Genomic DNA, 19,663 nt, shown 5'->3' on the forward strand with positions numbered 1-19,663 from the left:
TACTGGGAGCAAAGGCCCGGAAAGGGGCGCACGGCAGGTGAACGCCGGGCGCACCACCGGGGTACGAGACATCCTCACGCAGATGGTGGATCACGCGTAGGCCGAATGATCTATCCGGGGGTGATCCTGGCTCCTCCCGAAGCATTCGACGCAGCGCTCGACGCGGGTCCCGGTGGGGGCGCGACGGCTCAGGCCAGGGCCACCAGGTCCCGGTAGTCGGCGCCCCAGAGGTCCTCGACACCGTCCGGCAGCAGGATGATGCGCTCCGGCTGGAGCGCCTCGACCGCGCCCTCGTCGTGGGTGACGAGGACGACGGCGCCCTTGTACGTACGGAGCGCGCCGAGGATCTCCTCGCGGCTGGCGGGGTCCAGGTTGTTGGTGGGCTCGTCGAGCAGGAGCACGTTGGCTGACGAGACGACCAGGGTCGCGAGCGCGAGCCGGGTCTTCTCCCCGCCGGAGAGCACCCCGGCCGGCTTGTCGACGTCGTCGCCGGAGAAGAGGAACGAGCCGAGCGTCTTGCGGACCTCGACGAGATCGAGGTCGGGGGCGGCGGAGCGCATGTTCTCCAGGACCGTGCGCTCGGGGTCCAGGGTCTCGTGCTCCTGGGCGTAGTAGCCCAGCTTGAGGCCGTGGCCCTGGATGACCTCGCCGGTGTCGGGCTTCTCGGCGCCGCCGAGGAGGCGCAGCAGCGTGGTCTTGCCTGCGCCGTTGAGACCGAGGATGACGACGCGTGAGCCCTTGTCGATGGCGAGGTCGACGTCGGTGAAGATCTCCAGCGATCCGTACGACTTCGACAGGCCCTCCGCCATCAGCGGGGTCTTGCCGCAGGGGGCGGGCTCGGGGAAGCGGAGCTTGGCGACCTTGTCGGAGACCCGGACGGCCTCCAGGCCCGCGAGCAGCCGGTCGGCGCGCTTGGCCATGTTCTGGGCGGCGACGGTCTTGGTGGCCTTGGCTCGCATCTTGTCGGCCTGCGAGTTGAGGGCGGCGGCCTTCTTCTCGGCGTTCTGGCGCTCGCGCTTGCGGCGCTTCTCGTCGGCCTCGCGCTGCTGCTGGTAGAGCTTCCAGCCCATGTTGTAGATGTCGATCTGGGAGCGGTTGGCGTCGAGGTAGAACACCTTGTTGACGACCGTCTCGACCAGCTCGACGTCGTGGGAGATGACGACGAAGCCGCCGCGGTAGGACTTCAGGTAGTCGCGCAGCCAGACGATCGAGTCGGCGTCGAGGTGGTTGGTCGGCTCGTCCAGGAGCAGGGTGTCGGCGTCCGAGAAGAGGATCCGGGCCAGCTCGACGCGGCGGCGCTGACCACCGGAGAGGGTGTGGAGGGGCTGGCCGAGCACCCGGTCGGGCAGGTTGAGCGCGGCGGCGATGGTGGCGGCCTCGGCCTCGGCGGCGTACCCGCCCTTGGTGAGGAACTCCGTCTCCAGGCGCTCGTACTTCTTCATCGCCTTCTCGCGGGTGGCGCCCTTGCCGTTCGCCATCCGGTCCTCGTTCTCGTGCATCTTGCGCAGGATCTCGTCGAGACCACGGGCGGAGAGGATGCGGTCCCGGGCGAGGACGTCGAGGTCGCCGGTGCGGGGGTCCTGCGGGAGGTAGCCCACCTCGCCGGAGCGGGTGATGGTGCCGCCCGCTGGGGCGCCCTCGCCCGCGAGGCACTTGGTGAGGGTGGTCTTGCCGGCGCCGTTGCGGCCGACCAGGCCGATGCGGTCGCCCTTGGCGATCCGGAAGGAGGCGGACTCGATGAGGATGCGGGCGCCGGCGCGCAGCTCGATGCCGGTGGCGGTGATCACGGAAGAACTCCAGGGCAGTGTGGACGGCGGAGGGACGAGGGCGGAGGTCTCTCGACGCCGCTAATGCACAAGGAGATGGGCCATGGGTCCCATTCTACTGGCGGTGTGCAACTGCTTTTCCGCGTGCCCCGGGGGGGGAAAGATCCGTCCGATACTCTGCGCAGGGCGGCGCCCCGCCGTCCGGACCGAGCCGAGGGTGGTGCGCCCGTGCAGTTCGACGACGACGCCGATCTGGACACATCGCAGGTCCAGGACGTACGCGGGAACCGGATCCCGGGCGGGCGGGCCACCGTGGGCGGCGGCATCGTGGGTCTGCTCATCGCCCTGGCCCTGGGGCTGCTGTTCGGTGTCGGTCCGGATCAGCTCGGCCTCTCGTCCGGCGACACCGGGCCGGAAGCGGTCTCCTCGTCGGCGGCGCAGGTGCAGCAGAGCTGCCGGACGGGCCAGGACGCCGACAACCGGGACGACTGCCGGACGGTGGCGGTGGTCAACAGCGTGCAGGACTTCTGGCGCCAGGAGTTCCAGCGCAGGCGCGGCGGTTACACGGCCGCGCCGACGGTCCTGTTCAGCGAGCGGGTGGACACCGCGTGCGGGTCGGCGACCTCGGCGGTGGGGCCCTTCTACTGCCCGGGTGACCAGAAGGTCTATCTGGACCTGGGCTTCTTCGACGAGCTGCGGACGAAGTTCGGCTCCAGCGGCGGGCCGTTCGCCCAGGCGTACGTGGTGGCGCACGAGTACGGCCACCATGTGCAGAACCAGCTGGGCACGCTGAGCCGGTCCCGGGACGGGCGGCAGGGCGCGGACAGCAACGCGGTGAAGGTGGAGCTGCAGGCCGACTGCTACGCCGGGGTCTGGGCGCACCATGCGACGACGACACCGGACGAGTCGACGGGCCGGCCGCTGATCACGGAGCTGACCCCGGCGGACATCCGGGACGGGCTGGACGCGGCGGCGGCGGTCGGGGACGACCGGATCCAGGAGCGGTTCCAGGGGCGGGTGACCCCGGAGTCCTGGACGCACGGCTCATCGGCGCAGCGGCAGCAGTGGTTCTCCACCGGGTTCCGCAGCGGTGACATGGCGCGGTGCGACACCTTCTCCTGATCCTCTCCCGGACCCCGGTGGTCGGCGGCGGACGGAAGGCCGTTGTCCGTGCCGGGTGGAAGACTGGGACACAGGTCACATGGACGATCGGTCCGGGAGAGGTGAGGACCATGGCGGGCGCGGCGCAGGGTGTCCCGACGATCTACCCGACGGTGCTGTACGAGGACGCGAAGGCGGCGATCAGGACGCTGACGGAGGGCTTCGGCTTCACCGAGGAGGCGGTCTACGAGGGCGAGAACGGCAGCGTGCTCCACGCCGAGCTGTCCTGCGGCAACGGCAGGGTGATGCTCGGCTCCAAGGGCGGGTCGGGGGTCTTCGCGCGGGCGATGGCGGGGGCGGGGCCGGCGGGGGTGTACGTGGTGGTGGACGAGGTGGACGAGCACTACGCGCGGGCCCGGACGTTCGGCGTGGAGATCCTCATGGAGCCGACGGACCAGGACTACGGCTCGCGGGACTACATGGCCCGGGACGCCGAGGGCAACGTCTGGAGCTTCGGGACGTACGCACCGGGGTCCGCCGGGTGAACGGCGGGACCCGGCGGGGGGTCGCGGAGCGGGCGGCGCGGGGCGCGGGCCCGGCCCGTGGGGACGTTCCGCGTGAGGCCGCGCCCGCGGCGGCGGTCAGGCTCCGCCGGTGTGGACCTGGAAGGCGGCCCTGCGGACCGCCTTGGCCAGAGCCGGGTCGGGGTGGGCGGCGGCAAGGGCGACCAGGACCTGGACCGTGCGCGGGTGGCCGACGGCCCTGACCTCGTCGAGCAGGGCCGGGACGGTGCCCTGGACGGCGGAGTCCAGGTGGCGGACCAGGAGCCCGGTCTCGCCGTGGTCGGCGACGGCGGCGGCGGTGTCGACCCAGAGCCAGGTGGCCTCCTCGCGGCTGAGGATCTCCTGCGCGTCGTCAGGGTCGACCCCTTCGTACTCCGCGAGCCAGAGCAGGGCGTAGGGGCGTAGCGAGGGGTGGTCGACCACCGCGCGGACCTCGGGCTCGGCGGGGGCTCCGACGACGCGCAGCGCCTCGAAGGCCAGGCCGCGCAGGAGTGCGTCCTCGCCCCGGGCGACGGCGAGCAGCTCCGCGACGGCGCTGCCGACCGTACGGGCGGCCAGCCAGGCCCGGTACTCGTCGCGGGCCGGTCCGGGGGTGAGCCGGGCGCAGCCGAGGAGCATGTCGGCGGCGGACTGCTCGATGTTCCCGGCCGGGCTCTGGGCCGCGACGCAGATCTGTTCCAGCTTGACCCAGACCGCCCAGTTGCCGAGCGGGGTGAGGGTGGCGTGGCCGTTGCCGAGAGTCAGGGCGCCGACGGCGGCGAGGCCCTCCAGGGCCCAGTCGAGCAGCAGGGCGTCCAGGTCGGCGTTCCGGTCCGCCGAAGGCGCCGGGGCGGGCACGGACGCGGATGCCGGAGCGGGGGCCGGGCGTCCGTCGGCCGGAGCGCTCTCCCCGGCCGCGCGGCCGGTCCCGTACGGCACTTCGCAGCGCTCCCCCTGGAGTTCGGCGATGCGCTGGGCGAGGAGGTCCAGGAGGGCGGGTACGGGAACGGGGCCGGCGGAGAGCTGGAGGAGGGAGAGCACCTGGGGCACCGCCTCGACGGCTTCGGCGACCGCGCCGGTCTCGATGCCCTCGGGGGCGGCGTGGACCAGCGACCAGGCGTCGAAGAGCGCCACCCAGCCGCGGAGGACGGCCGAGTCGTCCCGGTCCCAGGCGCGCAGCCGCCAGCCGGGGCGGGCGGTGTCGCCGTGCAGCTCGATGAGGCCGGCCAGCCGGGCCCGGTCCCAGCCCGCGCGCACCTGGGCCGGGGAGAGTTCCAGGGCGGTCGCGGCCCGTTCGAGCGCCTGGGCGGCGAGCGGGGCGGAACTGCCGGGTGCCGGGGCGTCGGCCGCCCAGTGGGCGATGCGGACGGCGTCGGCGAGGGCCGCCCTGGCCTGGCGGGCCAGTTCCGTGCGGGGCGGGGTGCCCTCGGGGGGCCGGGGGGCCGGCCTGGTGCGCCGGGTGGACACGGCCCTGCGGGCGGTGGTGAGGGGTCGCGGGCGGACAAGTCGCAGCCTGGAGTCGCGCGGGGTACGGGACGTCACGGGAGCAGTCTTGCCCCTGACGGCCCGAAAGCCCAAACGGAAGGCGTTTCCCCGCTAACGGCGCCGTGGCACGGGGACGGGTGACCAAAGGGACCGATCCCCGCATCACCTCACATCAGGGGCGTGAGGAAGCGTCGGAGGGCCTCCTCGTAGCGGCCGGGATCGGCGTTCCACATCGACGCGTGCGGAGCCTGCCGTACGGCGTGGAGGCTGATCAGGTCCGGGCGGCGGGCGGCCAGTTCCCGGGAGGGGGCCCAGGGGGCGATGGTGTCGTCGGGGCCGTGCAGGATCAACGTGGGGGCGGGCAGCGCGTCGGGCAGGGCGGGGTCCAGGAGCGGGTCCGAGGCCATCCCGGTCCGGCCCTGGGCGGCGCGGACGGCCAGCGGCAGCAGGGCGGCGGGCACCCCGCGGGCGACGGCCAGGGCACGCAGGGTGGTCTGCCAGTCCAGGACCGGGGAGTCCAGGACGAGGCCGCCGATCCGTTCGCGGAGCGGGGAGCTGACGGCCGCGTGCAGGGCCATGGAGGCGCCGGTGGACCAGCCGTACAGGATCACGCGCCGGGCGCCGTAGCGGACGGCGAAGCGCATCGCCGCGTCCAGGTCGCGCCACTCGGAGGCGCCGAGGTGGCCGAGGCCGTCGGCGGGGCGGGGGGCTTGGGGGTCGCCCCGGTAGGCGAGGTCCAGCACGGGGAGGTGGCGCTCGCTGAGGAAGCCCATGAGGTTCATGGGGTGGTCGCGGGTGGTGCCGAGCCCGTGTGCCGTGATGACCCAGGTGTCGCGCTTGCCGGGCACCCACCAGGCGGGCAGTGAGCCCAGCTCGCCGGGGATCTCGACCTCCCGGTACTCCAGGCCGAGGGCGCTGCCCGGGTCACCCCGGTGCAGCTCGGGCGTGAGGCGGACCTTGTCGCCCGGCTCCAGGGTGCCGGTGTCGATCTGCTCCAGCCGGCGGACGACGGTGTCGGCGGTGGTCCCTGCTCCCTCGACGACGGGGCCGACCACCGCGTGGACGCCCGGGCCCTCGATCCCGTACGTGCCGGGGCGGAGCGCGGCGAGGGAGCGGGTCAGGGTGATCCGGCCGGGCGCCGTGGCGTGGACGGTGAGTCTGCGGTCGGCGGGGAGGGGCCGTCCGGGCGCCGCCTTGAGGGCGGCGTCGCTGGCGTACCGGCCGGCCGCGACCGCTGCCGCGCCGACGCCGAGGATCGTGGTGACGGCCGTTGCCGTCGCAGTTGCCGGGCGCACCGCTCCAGTGTCGTGGGGCGGGCGGCGCGGTGCCAGTGGGCGGGGGCCGTCCGGTGCGGCGCCCGCTCCTTCGTGACCGCCCGGGAGGGCCGGGCGGTCACCCCGTCTGTCCGTATCCCTTCAGCGCTTCGGTGACCTCGTCGAGCTGGGCGCGGCTGAGCAGGGACGGGCTCAGGCCCGGTACGGCGTTCGCGGTGAGCCAGAGGCGGCAGAGCCACTCCAGTTGGACGGTGCGCTCGTAGGCCTGGTCGGGGGTGGTGCCGTAGGTGACGGTGCCGTGGTTGGCGAGCAGGCAGCCGGTGCGGCCCCGGAGGGCGGTGAGCATGGCGTCGGCCAGCTCCGGGGTGCCGTAGCGGGCGTAGGCGGCGGTGCGGACGGGGCCGCCGAGGAGGGCGGCCGCGTAGTGCACGAGCGGCACCTCGGTGACGAGCGTGGAGACGGCGGTGGCGTGCACGGCGTGGGTGTGGACCACGGCGGCGGCGTCGGTCTCGCGGTAGACCGTGAGGTGGAGGGGGAGTTCGCTGGTCGGCCGGAGCTCCCCGAGGACCTGGCGGCCGTCGAGGTCGACGCCGACCGCGTCCTGTGGTCCGAGCCGGTCGTAGGGCACCCCGCTGGGGGTCACCAGGACCAGGTCCCCGACCCGGACGGAGACGTTGCCCGAGGTGCCGACGACCAGCCCGTCGGCGGCGCTGCGGCGGGCGGTGTCGACCACCTCCCGCCAGCCCTGGGAGACGGATTCCGGCTGCTGCTCGCTCATGGGGCGAGCGTAGGGGTGACGGGCCGGAAGCGGAACGTGACCCCCCACGTGACGGGTATCTCTTCCGGGCCCGAAACCGCCCGTCAAAGTCTTCCCCAACGAGGGGTAAAGGGCTGCCCGGCCGGTGTCCCACAGGCCTTTCCCAGCCCCTCCCGCACACAAGCGGAACCATGGCACTCCGGTTGGAGACACCACAGCGCCCCGCTCAGTTCATCTTCCGTTCACCCAGGTTGCCTACGGTCCACGAGCCACTGACGTCGAACGATTGCCTGGGTAAATGGAACACATCACGCTGCTGCTTGCGATTGTGGTCGTAACAGCTCTCGTGTTCGATTTCACGAACGGTTTCCACGACACCGCCAACGCGATGGCGACCACCATCTCGACCGGCGCGATGAAGCCCAAGACAGCGGTGGCCATGTCCGCCGTTCTCAACCTGATCGGCGCGTTCCTGTCGGTGGAGGTCGCCAGGACGATCTCCGGCGGGATCGTCAACGAGGACGGCATCAGAACAGAGGTCATCTTCGCGGCGCTGGTCGGCGCCATCCTGTGGAATCTCCTGACCTGGCTGGTCGGTCTGCCGTCCAGCTCCTCCCACGCCCTGTTCGGCGGTCTGATCGGTGCCGCCGTGATGTCGGCCGGCTGGTCCTCGATCAACGGCGGCACGGTCGTCACCAAGGTGCTGCTGCCCGCGATCGCGGCCCCCCTGGTCGCCGGTATCGCCGCGATGCTGGCCACCCGGCTCACGTACCGGATCAACCGGAACGTCACCGACCCGAACCAGCAGAAGTCGACCGCCAAGGGCTACCGGGCCGGGCAGATCGCCTCCGCCGGTCTCGTGTCGCTCGCCCACGGCACCAACGACGCCCAGAAGACGATGGGCATCATCACCCTGGCGCTGGTCACCAGCGGTGTCCTGGCCCCCGGCTCCAACCCGCCCCTGTGGGTCATCGTCTCGGCCGGCATCGCCATCGCGCTCGGCACCTACCTCGGCGGCTGGCGCATCATCCGCACCATGGGCAAGGGCCTGACCGACCTCCAGCCGCCGCAGGGCTTCGCCGCCCAGACCAGTGCGGCCACGGTCATCCTGGCCTCCTCGCACCTCGGCTTCTCGCTCTCCACCACGCAGTCCTGCTCCGGCGCCGTCATGGGCGCGGGCCTCGGCCGCAAGGGCGGCGTGGTCCGCTGGTCCACCGCCACCCGGATGTTCGTCGCCTGGGGTCTGACCCTCCCGGCCGCCGCCCTGGTCGGCGCGGGCGCCGAGTTCCTCACCAAGCAGGGCCCGTGGGGCGTGGCCGCCACCGCGGTCATCCTCGTCGGCGGCTCCTTCGCCATCTGGGTGGCCTCGCGCCGCGAGCCGGTCGACCACACCAACGTCAACGACACCGAGGACACGACGGCGAACGAGCCGCAGGGCGTCGTCACCACCGCCATCGCCGCGGTCGCGCCGCCGCCCACCGCCGCTGCGGTCCCCGACCTCTCGACCACCATCCCGGCCCCGGCCCCGGCCGCGGCGCCCGACGACACGCCCCGCCCCGCGGCCACGGTGTAAGGACGGATCCGCATGAAAATCGACTGGGCAGCTCTCGCCTCCGTCTTCGGTGTCAGTCTCGTCGTCACCGTCGCACTGGTCGGCGTCTTCACCCTGGGCATCGTCGCCCTCTCCAAGCTGTCGACCCCGGCCGACGGCGACACCCCCGCCCCCTCCGGTGGCACGGCGGCACTGGCTCGCACCGGCGCGTACGCCGCCTTCGCGGCGTGCGCGGCGGCGGTCGCGTACGGGATCTACCTGATCGTCGCCTGACCCGCGCCGACGCGCTCCGTCGGGCCGGACACACCACCGTGTGTCCGGCCCGATGTGCGTCTGCGCACACCGGGCCTCCGCAGGTCAACAGCGAGTTGACGGCCGTTCTCGCAACGTGGTGGACTGCCCGGGCCATTACGGCGACAGGAGAGGAAGCCGGTGCGAATCCGGCGCGGTCCCGCCACTGTCACCGGGGAGCACTCCCCCACATCGGAGTCACGGCCCGCCGCACGCGGGCTGGAAGGCCGGGGGAACTGCGGATCCGGAAGCCAGGAGACTCTCGTCGCCGGACACGTCGAACCAGGGCGCGGACCCTGAGTGAGGACCTGACGCCATGCCTGGCCGCCGAGCGCCGCAGCTGCCGCCGTTGTCGTTGCCGCCTTTCCCGTACGCCGGTACCTCCCGCCCCACGACGGCCTGACCCCGTGCGTGCCGATCGCGCTTCCCTGCGCGCCGATCGCCTTCCCGTACGCCCCGATCGCGCTCCCCTGCGCGCCGGGCGCGTCTTCGCGTACGGTGCCGCCGCCGGGCTGGTCGCCGACACCCTGCTCGGGGACCCGCGCCGGGGGCATCCCGTCGCCGGTTTCGGGCGGGCCGCCGCGCGGGTGGAGTCGCTGCTCTGGCGGGACGACCGGGGCCGGGGCGCGCTGCACGCCCTCGTCTGCGCCGGAGGCGCCGTGGGGGCCGCCGCGTTGGCCGCCCGTGCCGTACGGGGGCGCCCCGCGCTCGCCGTCGCGCTGACCGCCGCCACCACCTGGTCGGTCGTCGGCGGCACGTCGCTGGGCCGGGAGGCCCGCGCCGTCGGGGGCGCACTGGCCGCCGGAGACATGGAGGTGGCCCGGGAGCGCCTGCCGCATCTGTGCGGGCGCGATCCGCACGCGCTGGACGGGCCGGGGATCGCCCGCGCGGTCGTGGAGTCGGTCGCGGAGAACACCTCGGACGCCGTCGTCGGCGCGCTGGTGTGGGGCGCGATCGGCGGGGCCCCCGGCCTCGTCGGCTTCCGGGCCGCGAACACGCTGGACGCGATGGTCGGTCACAAGTCGCCCCGCTACCGGCGCTACGGCTGGGCCTCGGCCCGCCTGGACGACGTGGTGGGGTGGCCCGGCGCCCGGCTGACGGCCGCGCTGGCCGTGGTGGCCGGGGGGCGGCCGACCGAGGCCGTACGCGCCTGGAAGGCGGACGCGCACCGGCACCCGAGCCCGAACGCGGGTCCGGTGGAGGCGGCGTTCGCGGGGGCGCTCGGCGTACGGCTGGGCGGCACGCTCGCGTACGCGGGGCGCGTGGAACACCGGCCGGTGCTGAACGGGGAGTTCGGGCGGGAGGTCCGGGGCAGCGACATCGAGCGGGCCGTGCGGCTGTCGCGGCGGGTGAGTGCGCTGGCCCTGGGGGTGTGTGTGGCGGGCCGGCTGGTGGCGGGGCACCTCGTCGCGGGGCGGAAGCGGGAGCGGGCATGAGCGGTACGGCATCGAGCGGTACGGCATCGAGCGGTGCGGTACGGGAACGGGGGCGGGTATGAGCGGCGGCGGGCTGCTGGTCGCGGGAACGACCTCGGACGCGGGCAAGAGCGTCGTCACGGCGGGCATCTGCCGGTGGCTGGTGCGCCGGGGCGTGAAGGTCGCGCCCTTCAAGGCGCAGAACATGTCCCTCAACTCCTTCGTCACCCGCGAGGGCGCGGAGATCGGGCGCGCCCAGGCCATGCAGGCGCAGGCCTCCCGGGTGGAGCCGACGGCCCTGATGAACCCGGTCCTGCTCAAGCCCGGCGGCGACCGGTCCAGCCAGGTCGTCCTGATGGGCAGGCCGGTCGGTGAGATGAGCGCCCGGGGGTACCACGGGGGCCGGCAGGAGGCACTGCTCGGCACCGTCACGGACTGCCTGGAGCAGCTGCGGTCGGCGTACGACGCGGTCATCTGCGAGGGCGCCGGCTCCCCGGCCGAGATCAACCTCCGGCGCACCGACATCGTGAACATGGGGATCGCGCGGGCCGCGCGCTTTCCCGTGCTGGTGGTCGGGGACATCGACCGGGGCGGGGTCTTCGCCTCGTTCTTCGGGACGACGGCGCTGCTGGGCGCCGAGGACCAGTCACTGGTCGCGGGGTACCTGGTGAACAAGTTCCGGGGTGACGTCTCGCTGCTGGAGCCGGGGCTCGACATGCTGTACGGGCTGACCGGGCGGCGTACCTACGGGGTGCTGCCGTACGCCCACGGGCTCGGCATCGACGAGGAGGACGGCCTGCGGGTCTCCCTGCGGGGCGCGGTACGGGAGTCGGTCGTGGCACCGCCGCACGGGGAGGACGTGCTGCGGGTCGCGGTCTGCGCGGTGCCGTTGATGTCCAACTTCACGGACGTGGACGCGCTGGCCGCCGAACCGGGGGTCGTCGTGCGGTTCGTGGACCGGGCCGAGGAGCTGGCCGACGCGGACCTGGTCGTCGTGCCCGGCACGCGCGGCACGGTGAAGGCGCTGGCCTGGCTGCGCGAGCGCGGTCTCGCCGAGGCCCTGGTGCGGCGGGCGGCCGAGGGGCGGCCGGTGCTGGGGATCTGCGGCGGGTTCCAGGTCCTCGGTGAGCGCATCGAGGACGAGGTGGAGTCGCGGGCGGGGGTCGTGGACGGGCTGGGGGTCCTTCCCGTACGCATTCGCTTCGACCGCGCCAAGACGCTGGCGCGGCCGGTGGGTTCGGCGCTCGGTGAGGTGGTGGAGGGGTACGAGATCCACCACGGGGTGGCCGATGTACGGGGCGGGGAGCCGTTCCTGGACGGCTGCCGGGTCGGGGCGGTCTGGGGGACGCACTGGCACGGGTCGTTGGAGAGCGATGCCTTCCGGCGCCGGTTCCTGGAGGAGGTGGCGCGGGCCGCGGGCCGGCGGTTCGTGCCCGCGCCGGACACCTGTTTCGGGGCGCTGCGGGAGGAGCAGCTGGACCGGCTGGGGGATCTGGTGGAGGAGCACGCGGACACGGACGCGTTGTGGCGGTTGATCGAGGGGGGCGCGCCCGGGGGGTTGCCCTTCGTACCGCCGGGGGCTCCGCCGTCGGCGGCGGGTGCGGGTGCTTCGGAGGGCCGGGACGCCGCCCCGGACCCCGCTCCTCGATCGCCGGAGGGGCTTGATGTGACCGGTCACGTAGAAGCCGAACAGCATGTCGACCAGGAGGCCTTGTGAGTACGCCCTATCCCTTCACCGCGATCGTCGGGCAGGACGACCTGCGGCTCGGGCTGTTGCTGAACGCGGTCAGCCCGGCCGTCGGCGGAGTGCTCGTGCGGGGTGAGAAGGGGACCGCCAAGTCCACCGCCGTGCGGGCGCTGGCCGCGCTGATGCCCGAGGTCGCCGTCGTCCCGGGGTGCCGGTTCTCCTGTGACCCGGTCTCGCCCGATCCGGCGTGTCCCGACGGGCCGCACGCGGAGGCGGCCGGGGCGGCGCGGGCCGCGCGGACCGTGGAGCTGCCCGTGGGCGCGTCCGAGGACCGGCTCGTGGGGGCGCTGGACATCGAGCGGGCGCTCTCGGAGGGCGTGAAGGCGTTCGAGCCGGGGCTGCTGGCCGACGCCCACCGCGGGATCCTGTACGTCGACGAGGTCAACCTCCTCCATGACCACCTGGTGGACCTGCTGCTGGACGCGGCGGCCATGGGTGCCTCGTACGTCGAGCGCGAAGGCGTCTCCGTACGGCACGCGGCACGGTTCCTGCTGGTCGGGACGATGAACCCGGAAGAGGGCGAGCTGCGGCCGCAGTTGCTGGACCGGTTCGGGCTGACCGTGGAGGTCTCCGCGTCCCGGGACACCGACGAGCGGGTGGAGGTCGTCCGGCGCCGGCTCGCGTACGACGACGATCCCGAGGGGTTCGCCGCGCGCTGGGCCGAGGAGGAGGGCGCCCTGCGGGAGCGGATCGCGGGTGCGCGGGCCCTGCTGCCCCGGGTCGTGCTCGGTGACGGCGTGCTGCGGCAGATCGCCGCCACCTGCGCCGCGTTCGAGGTCGACGGGATGCGGGCGGACATCGTGATGGCCCGCACCGCGACCGCGCTCGCCGCCTGGGCCGGACGTGAGGAGGTCACCGCCGACGACGTACGGCAGGCCGCCCTGCTGGCGCTCCCCCACCGGCGGCGGCGCAACCCGTTCGACGCGCCGGGCCTCGACGAGGACAAGCTCGACCAGACGCTGGACGAGGCCGCCGGGGACCCGGGGCAGGGCAACGGCGACGATCCCGACCCCGGGCCCGACGGCGGGGGCGACGGCGGTGGGGGCGGTGGCGTGCCGCCGCAGGCCGACGGGGAGGACCGTACGCCTCCGCAGGGCTCCGAGGGCGACTCTCCGTCCCCCGCCCCCGAGGGCGCGCCCGACGCGCCCGGGCGGCCCACCGGGGGCGAGCAGCAGCCGGTGGCGTCCGCCGAGCCGTTCCGTACGAAGATGCTCAGCGTGCCGGGGCTCGGGGAAGGTGCTGCGGGGCGGCGCTCCCGGGCCCGTACTGAGCACGGGCGTACGACCGGCGCGCGGCGGCCGGAGGGGGCGCTGACCAAGCTGCACCTGGCCGCCACCGTGCAGGCCGCCGCCCCGCACCAGCAGGCGCGCGGGCGCAGTGGGCGCGGGCTCGTGGTGCGGCGGGACGATCTGCGGCAGGCCACCCGGGAGGGACGGGAGGGCAACCTCGTGCTGTTCGTCGTGGACGCGTCCGGGTCCATGGCGGCCCGGCAGCGGATGAGCGCGGTCAAGGGGGCCGTGCTCTCGCTGCTGCTGGATGCCTACCAGCGGCGGGACAAGGTCGGCCTGGTCACCTTCCGGGGCAAGGAGGCCGACGTGGCGCTGCCGCCGACCTCGTCCGTGGACGCGGCCGCCGCCCGGCTGGAGTCGCTGCCGACCGGGGGACGTACGCCGCTCGCCGCCGGGCTGCTCAAGGCCCATGACGTGCTGCGGGTGGAGCGGCTGCGCGATCCGTCGCGGCGGCCCCTGCTCGTCGTCGTCACGGACGGACGGGCGACCGGCGGTCCGGAGCCGGTGGCGCTCGCGGGGCGGGCGGCGCGGCTGCACCGCTCGGAGGGGACGGCCTCGGTCGTCGTGGACTGCGAGTCGGGGTACGTACGCCTCGGTCTCGCCGGGGAGTTGGCCCGGGAGCTGGGAGGCACCGCCGTCACGCTGGACGAGCTGCGGGCCGACTCGATCGCCGGGCTCGTCAAGGACGTCACCGCAGCCGGGAGGGCCGCTTAATGCCACAGGGACAGCCGACATCGGTACCGGACGACGGGCTCACCACCCGTCAGCGCCGCAACCGCCCGCTCCTGTTCGTCCACACGGGCATCGGGAAGGGCAAGTCGACCGCCGCCTTCGGGCTCGCGCTGCGGGCCTGGAACCAGGGGTGGCCGATCGGGGTGTTCCAGTTCGTCAAGTCCGCGAAGTGGAAGGTCGGCGAGGAGAACGCGCTGAAGGTACTGGGCGCGAGCGGTGAGGGCGGCACGGTCGACTGGCACAAGATGGGCGAGGGCTGGTCCTGGGTCCAGCGCGACGGCCAGGTCGACAACGAGGAGAAGGCCCGCGAGGGCTGGGAGCAGGTCAAGCGGGACCTGGCCGCGGAGACGTACAAGCTGTACGTGCTCGACGAGTTCGCCTATCCGCTGCACTGGGGCTGGATCGACACCGACGAGGTCGTCGAGGTCATGCGGAACCGGCCCGGCACCCAGCATGTGGTGATCACCGGCCGCAACGCGCCGGACGCGCTGGTCGAGGCCGCCGACCTGGTGACCGACATGTCGAAGGTCAAGCACCCGATGGACGCGGGGCAGAAGGGCCAGAGGGGCATCGAGTGGTGAGTGTGCCGCGTCTGGTCATCGCCGCTCCGGCCTCGGGCAGCGGCAAGACCACCGTCGCCACCGGCCTGATGGCCGCCTTCGCCGCGCGCGGGCTGGCCGTCTCGCCGCACAAGGTGGGCCCGGACTACATCGATCCGGGCTACCACGCGCTGGCGACGGGCCGCCCCGGCCGGAATCTCGACGCGTACATGTGCGGGCCGGAGCTGATCGCCCCGCTCTTCGCGCACGGGTCGGCGGGGTGCGACCTCGCCGTGGTCGAGGGCGTGATGGGGCTGTACGACGGTGCCTCGGGGCAGGGCGAGCTGGCGTCGACCGCCCAGGTGGCGAAGCTGCTCCGGGCCCCGGTGGTGCTGGTGGTGGACGCCTCCTCGCAGTCGCGTTCGGTGGCGGCCCTGGTGCACGGGTTCGCCTCCTGGGACCCCCAGGTGCGGATCGGCGGGGTGATCCTGAACAAGGTGGCCTCCGACCGGCACGAGGCGCTGTTGCGGGACGCGCTGGACGAGTCCGGGCTGCCGGTGCTCGGCGTGATCCGGCGGGCCCCGCAGGTCGCGACGCCCTCGCGCCACCTGGGGCTGGTCCCGGTGGCCGAGCGGCAGGGCGATGCGGTGGAGGCCGTACGGGCCATGGGCGAGCGGGTGCGCGCCGGGTGCGACCTGGAGGCGCTGCTGGCGCTGGCGCGGACGGCGCCCGCGCTGGCGGACGAGCCGTGGGAGCCCGCGTACGCCCCCGCGGTCTCCGGTCCGGGGCCCCGGCCCGTCGTCGCCGTGGCGGGCGGGGCAGCGTTCACCTTCGCGTACGCGGAACACGCCGAGCTGCTGACGGCGGCCGGGGCGGACGTCGTGGTCTTCGACCCGCTGCGGGACGAGAAACTGCCCGCGGGGACGGCGGGGCTCGTGATCGGCGGCGGGTTCCCGGAGATGTACGCCCCCGAACTGTCGGCCAACGAGCCGTTGCGGCGGGGGGTGACCGAGCTGGCCCTGAGCGGGGCCCCGGTGGCGGCCGAGTGCGCGGGGCTGCTGTATCTGGCGCGGGAGCTGGACGGGAAGCCGATGTGCGGGGTGCTGGACGCCGAGGCCCGGATGTCGGAGCGGCTCACCCTCGGGTACCGGCAGGCGGTGGCGGTCTCGGACAGTCCGCTGGCGGCGGCCGGGACGCGGATGCGGGGGCACGAGTTCCACCGGACGGTACTGGAGCCGGGAGCGGGGCCGGTGCCCGCCTGGGGGATGCACCAGCCGGAGCGGCGGGTGGAGGGGTATGTCCAGCGGGGCGTGCACGCCAGCTATCTGCACACCCACTGGGCGGCCTTCCCCGAGGCGGCCCGGCGGTTCGTGGAGCACTGCCGGGTGCGGTGAGGCGTACAAGGGCGCGCAAAGGCGCACGGGCGGCTCACTCCGCGATGCCGACCACCAGCCAGATGAAGCCCACGCCCCCGACGGTGCAGAGAAGGGTGGAGCGGGCGGGATGGGTGTGGTGTGCCTCGGGAAGAATCTCCGCGGCGGCCAGGTAGAGCAGCGCTCCGCCGAAGAAGCCGAGATAGCCGCCGAGCAGTTCCTCCGGAAGGGTGAACAGCAGCGTCGTCGCGGCGCCCACGACCGGGGCCACGGCGGCCGCGAACAGCATCACGAGCGCCTTGCGGCGGGCGTTCCCGTAAAGACTGGTGAGGGTGTACGTGTTGAATCCGTCGGCGAAGTCATGACTGATCACGGCCAGCGCCACGGCCATGCCCATGGAGCCGCTGATCTGGAACGCGGCGCCGAGCGCGACGCCGTCCATCAGGCTGTGGCCGATCATCGCGGAGGCCGCCGCCAGCCCCACCTGCGGCACCCGCTGCCCGTCCGCCCCGTGTGCCACCTGGCGGGCGGCGAGCAGCCGCTCGACCAGATGGGCCACCAGAAAACCGCCGACGAACAGCAGCAGCGCGGCGGGCACCCCGAACACCGGCGCGCCCGCGGCCTCCAGGGACTCCGGCAGGAGGTCCAGGCCGACCACGCCGAGCATCAGACCGCCCGCGAAGCCGAGCACCAGATGGCGGCGGTCGGTGACACGTTGGGCGACCCAGCCACCGGCCAGGGTCATCAGGAACGCGCCGAGCGCGACGAACACCGCCATGGGCTCTTGCTAGCCGATCGACCTCGTCGGCCGCATCTCAGGATGCCCTTACCCGGGGGCGGACGTACCCGCCCGCAGGAGGACCTGAGCCGTACGACGGCCGGGTCCGTGACCGTATACGGAACAGCTCCACCCCCCACCCCGTGATGTGCTTGATGTGAAAGGCAGGCTCCGCCATGACGAGCATCCCGCCCCCAGGAATCCGGCCATGACCCGAGCGGCCGCCCGTCCCGCGCCGGAGCCGGGCGCGCGGGACCTGGTCGTCGGAGTCGGCGCCCGGCGCGGTGCGCCGGCCGACGAGGTGTACGGCCTGATCGAGGCGGTGCTGCGGGGGGCCGGGCTGCGTACCTCCGATGTGGTGGAGGTGGCGACCGTCGACGCGAAGGCGGACGAGCCGGGGATCGTCGGGGCCGCCGCCCGGCTGGGGGTCGCGGTGCGGTCGCATCCGGCGGCGGCGCTGGCCGGAGTGCGGGTGCCGAACCCGTCGGGCGCGGCAGCCGGTTCGGTGGGCACCCCGTCGGTCGCGGAGGCGGCGGCACTGATCGACGCGGACGAGCTGGTGGTGGAGAAGTCCGCCGGAAAGGGGCGCGCCACCTGTGCGGTGGCCCGCCGTCTGCCGGTCGCCCTCCCGTCGTTCCCTGTTTCCGGCGAGAAAACTTCCGCCCCCCTCGTGACGGAAGGCCCCCGCCCGTTCACCATGGCAGCCATGAACCCCCCCACGCATCCCCCCACGCGGGACCTCGAGAGCGCCGGGCCCGACCTGCGGCACCACGGCGACGCGGAGGTGCGCGGCGAGAATCTGACCGATCTCGCCGTGAACGTCCGCACCCACACCCCACCGGAGTGGCTGCGCCAGCGGATAGCCGCCTCCCTGGTCTCGCTGGCCGCCTATCCCGACGGCACGGCGGCCCGGGAAGCGGTGGCCGAGCGGCACGGACTGCCGGTGGAGCGCGTCCTGTTGACGGCGGGTGCCGCCGAGGCGTTCGTCCTGATCGCACGGGCGCTCCCGGCCCGCTGCCCGGTGGTGGTGCATCCGCAGTTCACCGAGCCGGAGGCGGCGCTGAGGGCGGCCGGGCACGGGGTGGGGCGGGTGCTGCTGCGGGCGGAGGACGGCTTCCGGCTCGATCCGGCGGCGGTGCCCGAGGAGGCGGACCTCGTGGTGGTCGGCAACCCGACCAACCCGACGTCCGTACTGCACCCGGCGGCCCTGCTGGAGCGGCTGGCCAGACCGGGGCGGACGCTGGTGGTCGACGAGGCGTTCATGGACGTGGTGCCGGGCGAGCGCGAGGCGCTGTGCGGGCGGACGGACATCCCGGGGCTCGTCGTGCTGCGCAGCCTGACCAAGACCTGGGGGCTGGCCGGGCTGCGGATCGGCTATGTCCTGGCCGAGCCGGAGACCGTGGCGCTGCTGGCCGAGGCGCAGCCGCTGTGGCCGGTGTCGTCCCCGGCGCTGGCGGCGGCCCAGGCGTGCGTGGAGCCGCGGGCGCTGGTGGAGGCGGCCGAGGCGGCGGACCGGATCACGGTGGACCGGGCCCATCTGCTGGCCGGGCTCGCGGAGTTCAGCGAGGTGCGGGTGGTGGAGGAGGCCCGGGGGCCGTTCGTCCTGGTCCGGCTGGAGCGGGCGGCGGAGATCCGGGAGCGGCTGCGACTGCTGGGCTTCGCGGCCCGGCGCGGTGACACGTTCCCGGGGCTCGGGCCGCAGTGGCTGCGGCTCGCCGTACGGGACCGGGCGACGACGAACCGCTTCCTCCAGGCCCTGGACCAGGCGGTGCAGGCGCTGCCCGCGCGGACGGGGCGCTGAGACCCGCGCAGGAGGCGTCGCGGCCTCCTCCTGTACGGAGGCCGAGGCCCGCGCAGGAGGTCACGGTGCCCTCGGGGCGGCGTCCTGTGTACGGACGCCGCCCCGAGGTCCCGTGCGCGGGGATCAGCCCCGGGTGCTGCCGCCGCGTCGGCGTGCGACCACCGTGGCGCCCGCGCCGACCGCGAGCAGCAGGGCGGCGCCGCCCGCGAGGTACGGAGTGGCGGAGCTGCCGCCGGTCTCGGCGAGGTTGGGCGCGGTGCCGGAGTCGGAGCCGGTCTGCGGCTTCACACCGGTCCCGCCGTCGCCCTTGTCTCCGGTGGAGCCGGTGTCCGAGCCGCCGCCCGATCCGCCCGTCTCGCCGCCGGTGGAGCCTGCCGTGTCCCCGCCCGTGGAGCCTCCGGTGGAGCCGTTCGTCGACCCGCCGTCGGTGGTGCCCGGCTTCTCGGGCCCGGTGGGCGCCTTCGGGGTCTCGCAGGTGGCTCCGGCGAGCGTGACCTCGCCGTTCACCTCGGCCACGTTGAGGTCGAGCGGGTCGACCGCGACCTTGAGCTGAAGCGCCGTCGCGGCGGCCGTACGCGAGGTGGTCTCCGTCGTCGACAGGTCGAGGCTCACCTCACCCACGCCCGGCACCGCCACCCGGGTCGGCCCGCCCGCCGAGAGCGTCACCTTCTTGCCGAGCACCGAGACATGTCCGAGGACGTTGGACTCGGCGACGGGCTCCTTGCCGACCTCGCAGAGCGCCTTGGAGGTGACCTTCTCGACCTCGATGAGCGAGAGCAGCGGCAGACCGGGCACATGGACGCGGGCCTTGGCCAGGTTGGTGTAGCCCTCGGCCTTCTTCTCGTCCACGGTGGCGTTCGCCGTGGCCACGTCGGCGCGCAGCACGCTGACCGGCTTTCCGCCCTCCACGCCGTCCAGGTTCACGGTCAGCGCGGTCTCCTCGGCGCTGGCCGGGGCCTGCACCTCGTTGAGCGTGACCTTGAGGGGCACCTGGACGGACTTGTTGAGGAGCGAGACGTCGAGCCCGGTACGGAGCACGACCGCGCTCGCCTTGCCCTCGCCGCCGGTGGCGGGCGTCGCCGGGGCTGCCTGCGCGGGGACGGCAGCAAGCAGGGCGACGGGAGCGGCGGCGACCGCCAGGGCGGCGAGACGGAAGGTGTTGCTGTTCAAGATGGTGGAACCCCCACAAGAGACATGGAGCCACCGGCACAGTCCAATGGG

16 protein-coding genes and 1 riboswitch are annotated in these 19,663 nt (G+C 74.0%); of the genes, 10 read left to right on the top strand and 6 right to left on the bottom strand.

Annotated elements, in window-relative coordinates; translation table 11 throughout:
* Nucleotides 1–188: 188 nt before the first annotated feature.
* Nucleotides 189–1,787 carry an ABC-F family ATP-binding cassette domain-containing protein gene (locus AC0682_RS16270; RefSeq protein ID WP_478533431.1) on the bottom strand — a complete coding sequence of 533 codons (1,599 nt, stop codon included), beginning with the start codon at nucleotides 1,785–1,787 and terminating at the stop codon, nucleotides 189–191.
* Between the two features lie 207 nt (nucleotides 1,788–1,994).
* Between AC0682_RS16270 and ypfJ the strand changes: the two genes are divergently transcribed.
* Nucleotides 1,995–2,888 (top strand): KPN_02809 family neutral zinc metallopeptidase, encoded by an 894-nt coding sequence (gene ypfJ, locus AC0682_RS16275; RefSeq protein WP_478533433.1) that lies wholly within the window; start codon nucleotides 1,995–1,997, stop codon nucleotides 2,886–2,888.
* Between the two features lie 110 nt (nucleotides 2,889–2,998).
* Nucleotides 2,999–3,412 carry a VOC family protein gene (locus AC0682_RS16280; protein WP_254812839.1) on the top strand — a complete coding sequence of 138 codons (414 nt, stop codon included), beginning with the start codon at nucleotides 2,999–3,001 and terminating at the stop codon, nucleotides 3,410–3,412.
* A gap of 96 nt (nucleotides 3,413–3,508) precedes the next feature.
* On the opposite strand, the gene AC0682_RS16285 is transcribed toward AC0682_RS16280, so the two are convergent.
* The 3 genes from AC0682_RS16285 to AC0682_RS16295 all read right to left on the bottom strand — a co-directional run bounded on the left by AC0682_RS16285 (nucleotide 3,509) and on the right by AC0682_RS16295 (nucleotide 6,946).
* Nucleotides 3,509–4,876 (bottom strand): hypothetical protein, encoded by a 1,368-nt coding sequence (locus tag AC0682_RS16285; RefSeq protein WP_478533577.1) that lies wholly within the window; start codon nucleotides 4,874–4,876, stop codon nucleotides 3,509–3,511.
* Nucleotides 4,877–5,061: 185 nt separating this feature from the next.
* A complete protein-coding gene (locus AC0682_RS16290; protein ID WP_478533435.1) occupies nucleotides 5,062–6,189 on the bottom strand; it encodes an alpha/beta hydrolase in 1,128 nt (375 codons plus the stop codon).
* A 97-nt stretch (nucleotides 6,190–6,286) separates the two neighbouring features.
* Complete coding sequence (locus tag AC0682_RS16295; RefSeq protein WP_254812837.1) at nucleotides 6,287–6,946, bottom strand: class II aldolase/adducin family protein; 660 nt, start codon at nucleotides 6,944–6,946, stop codon at nucleotides 6,287–6,289.
* A gap of 277 nt (nucleotides 6,947–7,223) precedes the next feature.
* Here AC0682_RS16295 and AC0682_RS16300 point away from each other — a divergent pair, with 277 nt between their 5' ends.
* From AC0682_RS16300 to AC0682_RS16330, 7 genes are all read left to right on the top strand, one after another.
* Complete coding sequence (locus tag AC0682_RS16300) at nucleotides 7,224–8,498, top strand: inorganic phosphate transporter (protein WP_254812836.1); 1,275 nt, start codon at nucleotides 7,224–7,226, stop codon at nucleotides 8,496–8,498.
* Between the two features lie 12 nt (nucleotides 8,499–8,510).
* Nucleotides 8,511–8,750 carry a hypothetical protein gene (locus tag AC0682_RS16305; RefSeq protein WP_254812835.1) on the top strand — a complete coding sequence of 80 codons (240 nt, stop codon included), beginning with the start codon at nucleotides 8,511–8,513 and terminating at the stop codon, nucleotides 8,748–8,750.
* Between the two features lie 150 nt (nucleotides 8,751–8,900).
* Nucleotides 8,901–9,029: riboswitch (cobalamin riboswitch) on the top strand.
* A 209-nt stretch (nucleotides 9,030–9,238) separates the two neighbouring features.
* Nucleotides 9,239–10,204 carry a cobalamin biosynthesis protein gene (locus AC0682_RS16310; RefSeq protein WP_478533578.1) on the top strand — a complete coding sequence of 322 codons (966 nt, stop codon included), beginning with the start codon at nucleotides 9,239–9,241 and terminating at the stop codon, nucleotides 10,202–10,204.
* A 58-nt stretch (nucleotides 10,205–10,262) separates the two neighbouring features.
* A complete protein-coding gene (locus AC0682_RS16315; RefSeq protein WP_478533437.1) occupies nucleotides 10,263–11,900 on the top strand; it encodes a cobyric acid synthase in 1,638 nt (545 codons plus the stop codon).
* Nucleotides 11,897–13,933 carry a putative cobaltochelatase gene (locus AC0682_RS16320; RefSeq protein ID WP_478533438.1) on the top strand — a complete coding sequence of 679 codons (2,037 nt, stop codon included), beginning with the start codon at nucleotides 11,897–11,899 and terminating at the stop codon, nucleotides 13,931–13,933. Before AC0682_RS16315 ends, AC0682_RS16320 begins: the two co-directional genes overlap by 4 nt.
* A complete protein-coding gene (gene cobO / locus AC0682_RS16325; protein ID WP_478533439.1) occupies nucleotides 13,933–14,532 on the top strand; it encodes a cob(I)yrinic acid a,c-diamide adenosyltransferase in 600 nt (199 codons plus the stop codon). Before AC0682_RS16320 ends, cobO begins: the two co-directional genes overlap by 1 nt.
* A complete protein-coding gene (locus AC0682_RS16330) occupies nucleotides 14,526–15,884 on the top strand; it encodes a cobyrinate a,c-diamide synthase (RefSeq protein ID WP_478533441.1) in 1,359 nt (452 codons plus the stop codon). The genes cobO and AC0682_RS16330 overlap by 7 nt, the downstream gene beginning before the upstream one ends.
* Nucleotides 15,885–15,918: 34 nt before the next feature.
* Here AC0682_RS16330 and AC0682_RS16335 read toward each other — a convergent pair whose 3' ends face one another.
* Entirely contained in the window at nucleotides 15,919–16,641 is a 723-nt protein-coding gene (locus AC0682_RS16335) for a ZIP family metal transporter (RefSeq protein WP_478533442.1), read from the bottom strand.
* 208 nt (nucleotides 16,642–16,849) lie between these two features.
* On the opposite strand from AC0682_RS16335, the gene cobC reads away from it, so the two are divergent.
* Entirely contained in the window at nucleotides 16,850–18,442 is a 1,593-nt protein-coding gene (gene cobC, locus AC0682_RS16340; protein ID WP_478533443.1) for an Rv2231c family pyridoxal phosphate-dependent protein CobC, read from the top strand.
* A 123-nt stretch (nucleotides 18,443–18,565) separates the two neighbouring features.
* Here cobC and AC0682_RS16345 read toward each other — a convergent pair whose 3' ends face one another.
* The gene (locus AC0682_RS16345; RefSeq protein ID WP_478533445.1) at nucleotides 18,566–19,612 is read right to left on the bottom strand and encodes an SCO1860 family LAETG-anchored protein; all 1,047 of its coding nucleotides are present in this window, start codon (nucleotides 19,610–19,612) and stop codon (nucleotides 18,566–18,568) included.
* Between the last annotated feature and the right edge of the window lie 51 nt (nucleotides 19,613–19,663).

The sequence above is a fragment of the Streptomyces sp. NPDC043746 genome (genome assembly GCF_056436485.1).

Excerpts from the sequence above, each read along its gene's own strand:
- AC0682_RS16300 (WP_254812836.1), top strand. The coding sequence starts at position 7,224 with ATGGAACACATCACGCTGCTGCTTGCGATTGTGGTCGTAACAGCTCTC.
- AC0682_RS16305 (WP_254812835.1), top strand. The coding sequence starts at position 8,511 with ATGAAAATCGACTGGGCAGCTCTCGCCTCCGTCTTCGGTGTCAGTCTC.
- cobO (WP_478533439.1), top strand. The coding sequence starts at position 13,933 with ATGCCACAGGGACAGCCGACATCGGTACCGGACGACGGGCTCACCACC.
- AC0682_RS16335 (WP_478533442.1), bottom strand. The coding sequence starts at position 16,641 with ATGGCGGTGTTCGTCGCGCTCGGCGCGTTCCTGATGACCCTGGCCGGT.
- cobC (WP_478533443.1), top strand. The coding sequence starts at position 16,850 with ATGACCCGAGCGGCCGCCCGTCCCGCGCCGGAGCCGGGCGCGCGGGAC.
- AC0682_RS16295 (WP_254812837.1), bottom strand. The coding sequence starts at position 6,946 with ATGAGCGAGCAGCAGCCGGAATCCGTCTCCCAGGGCTGGCGGGAGGTG.
- AC0682_RS16315 (WP_478533437.1), top strand. The coding sequence starts at position 10,263 with ATGAGCGGCGGCGGGCTGCTGGTCGCGGGAACGACCTCGGACGCGGGC.
- AC0682_RS16280 (WP_254812839.1), top strand. The coding sequence starts at position 2,999 with ATGGCGGGCGCGGCGCAGGGTGTCCCGACGATCTACCCGACGGTGCTG.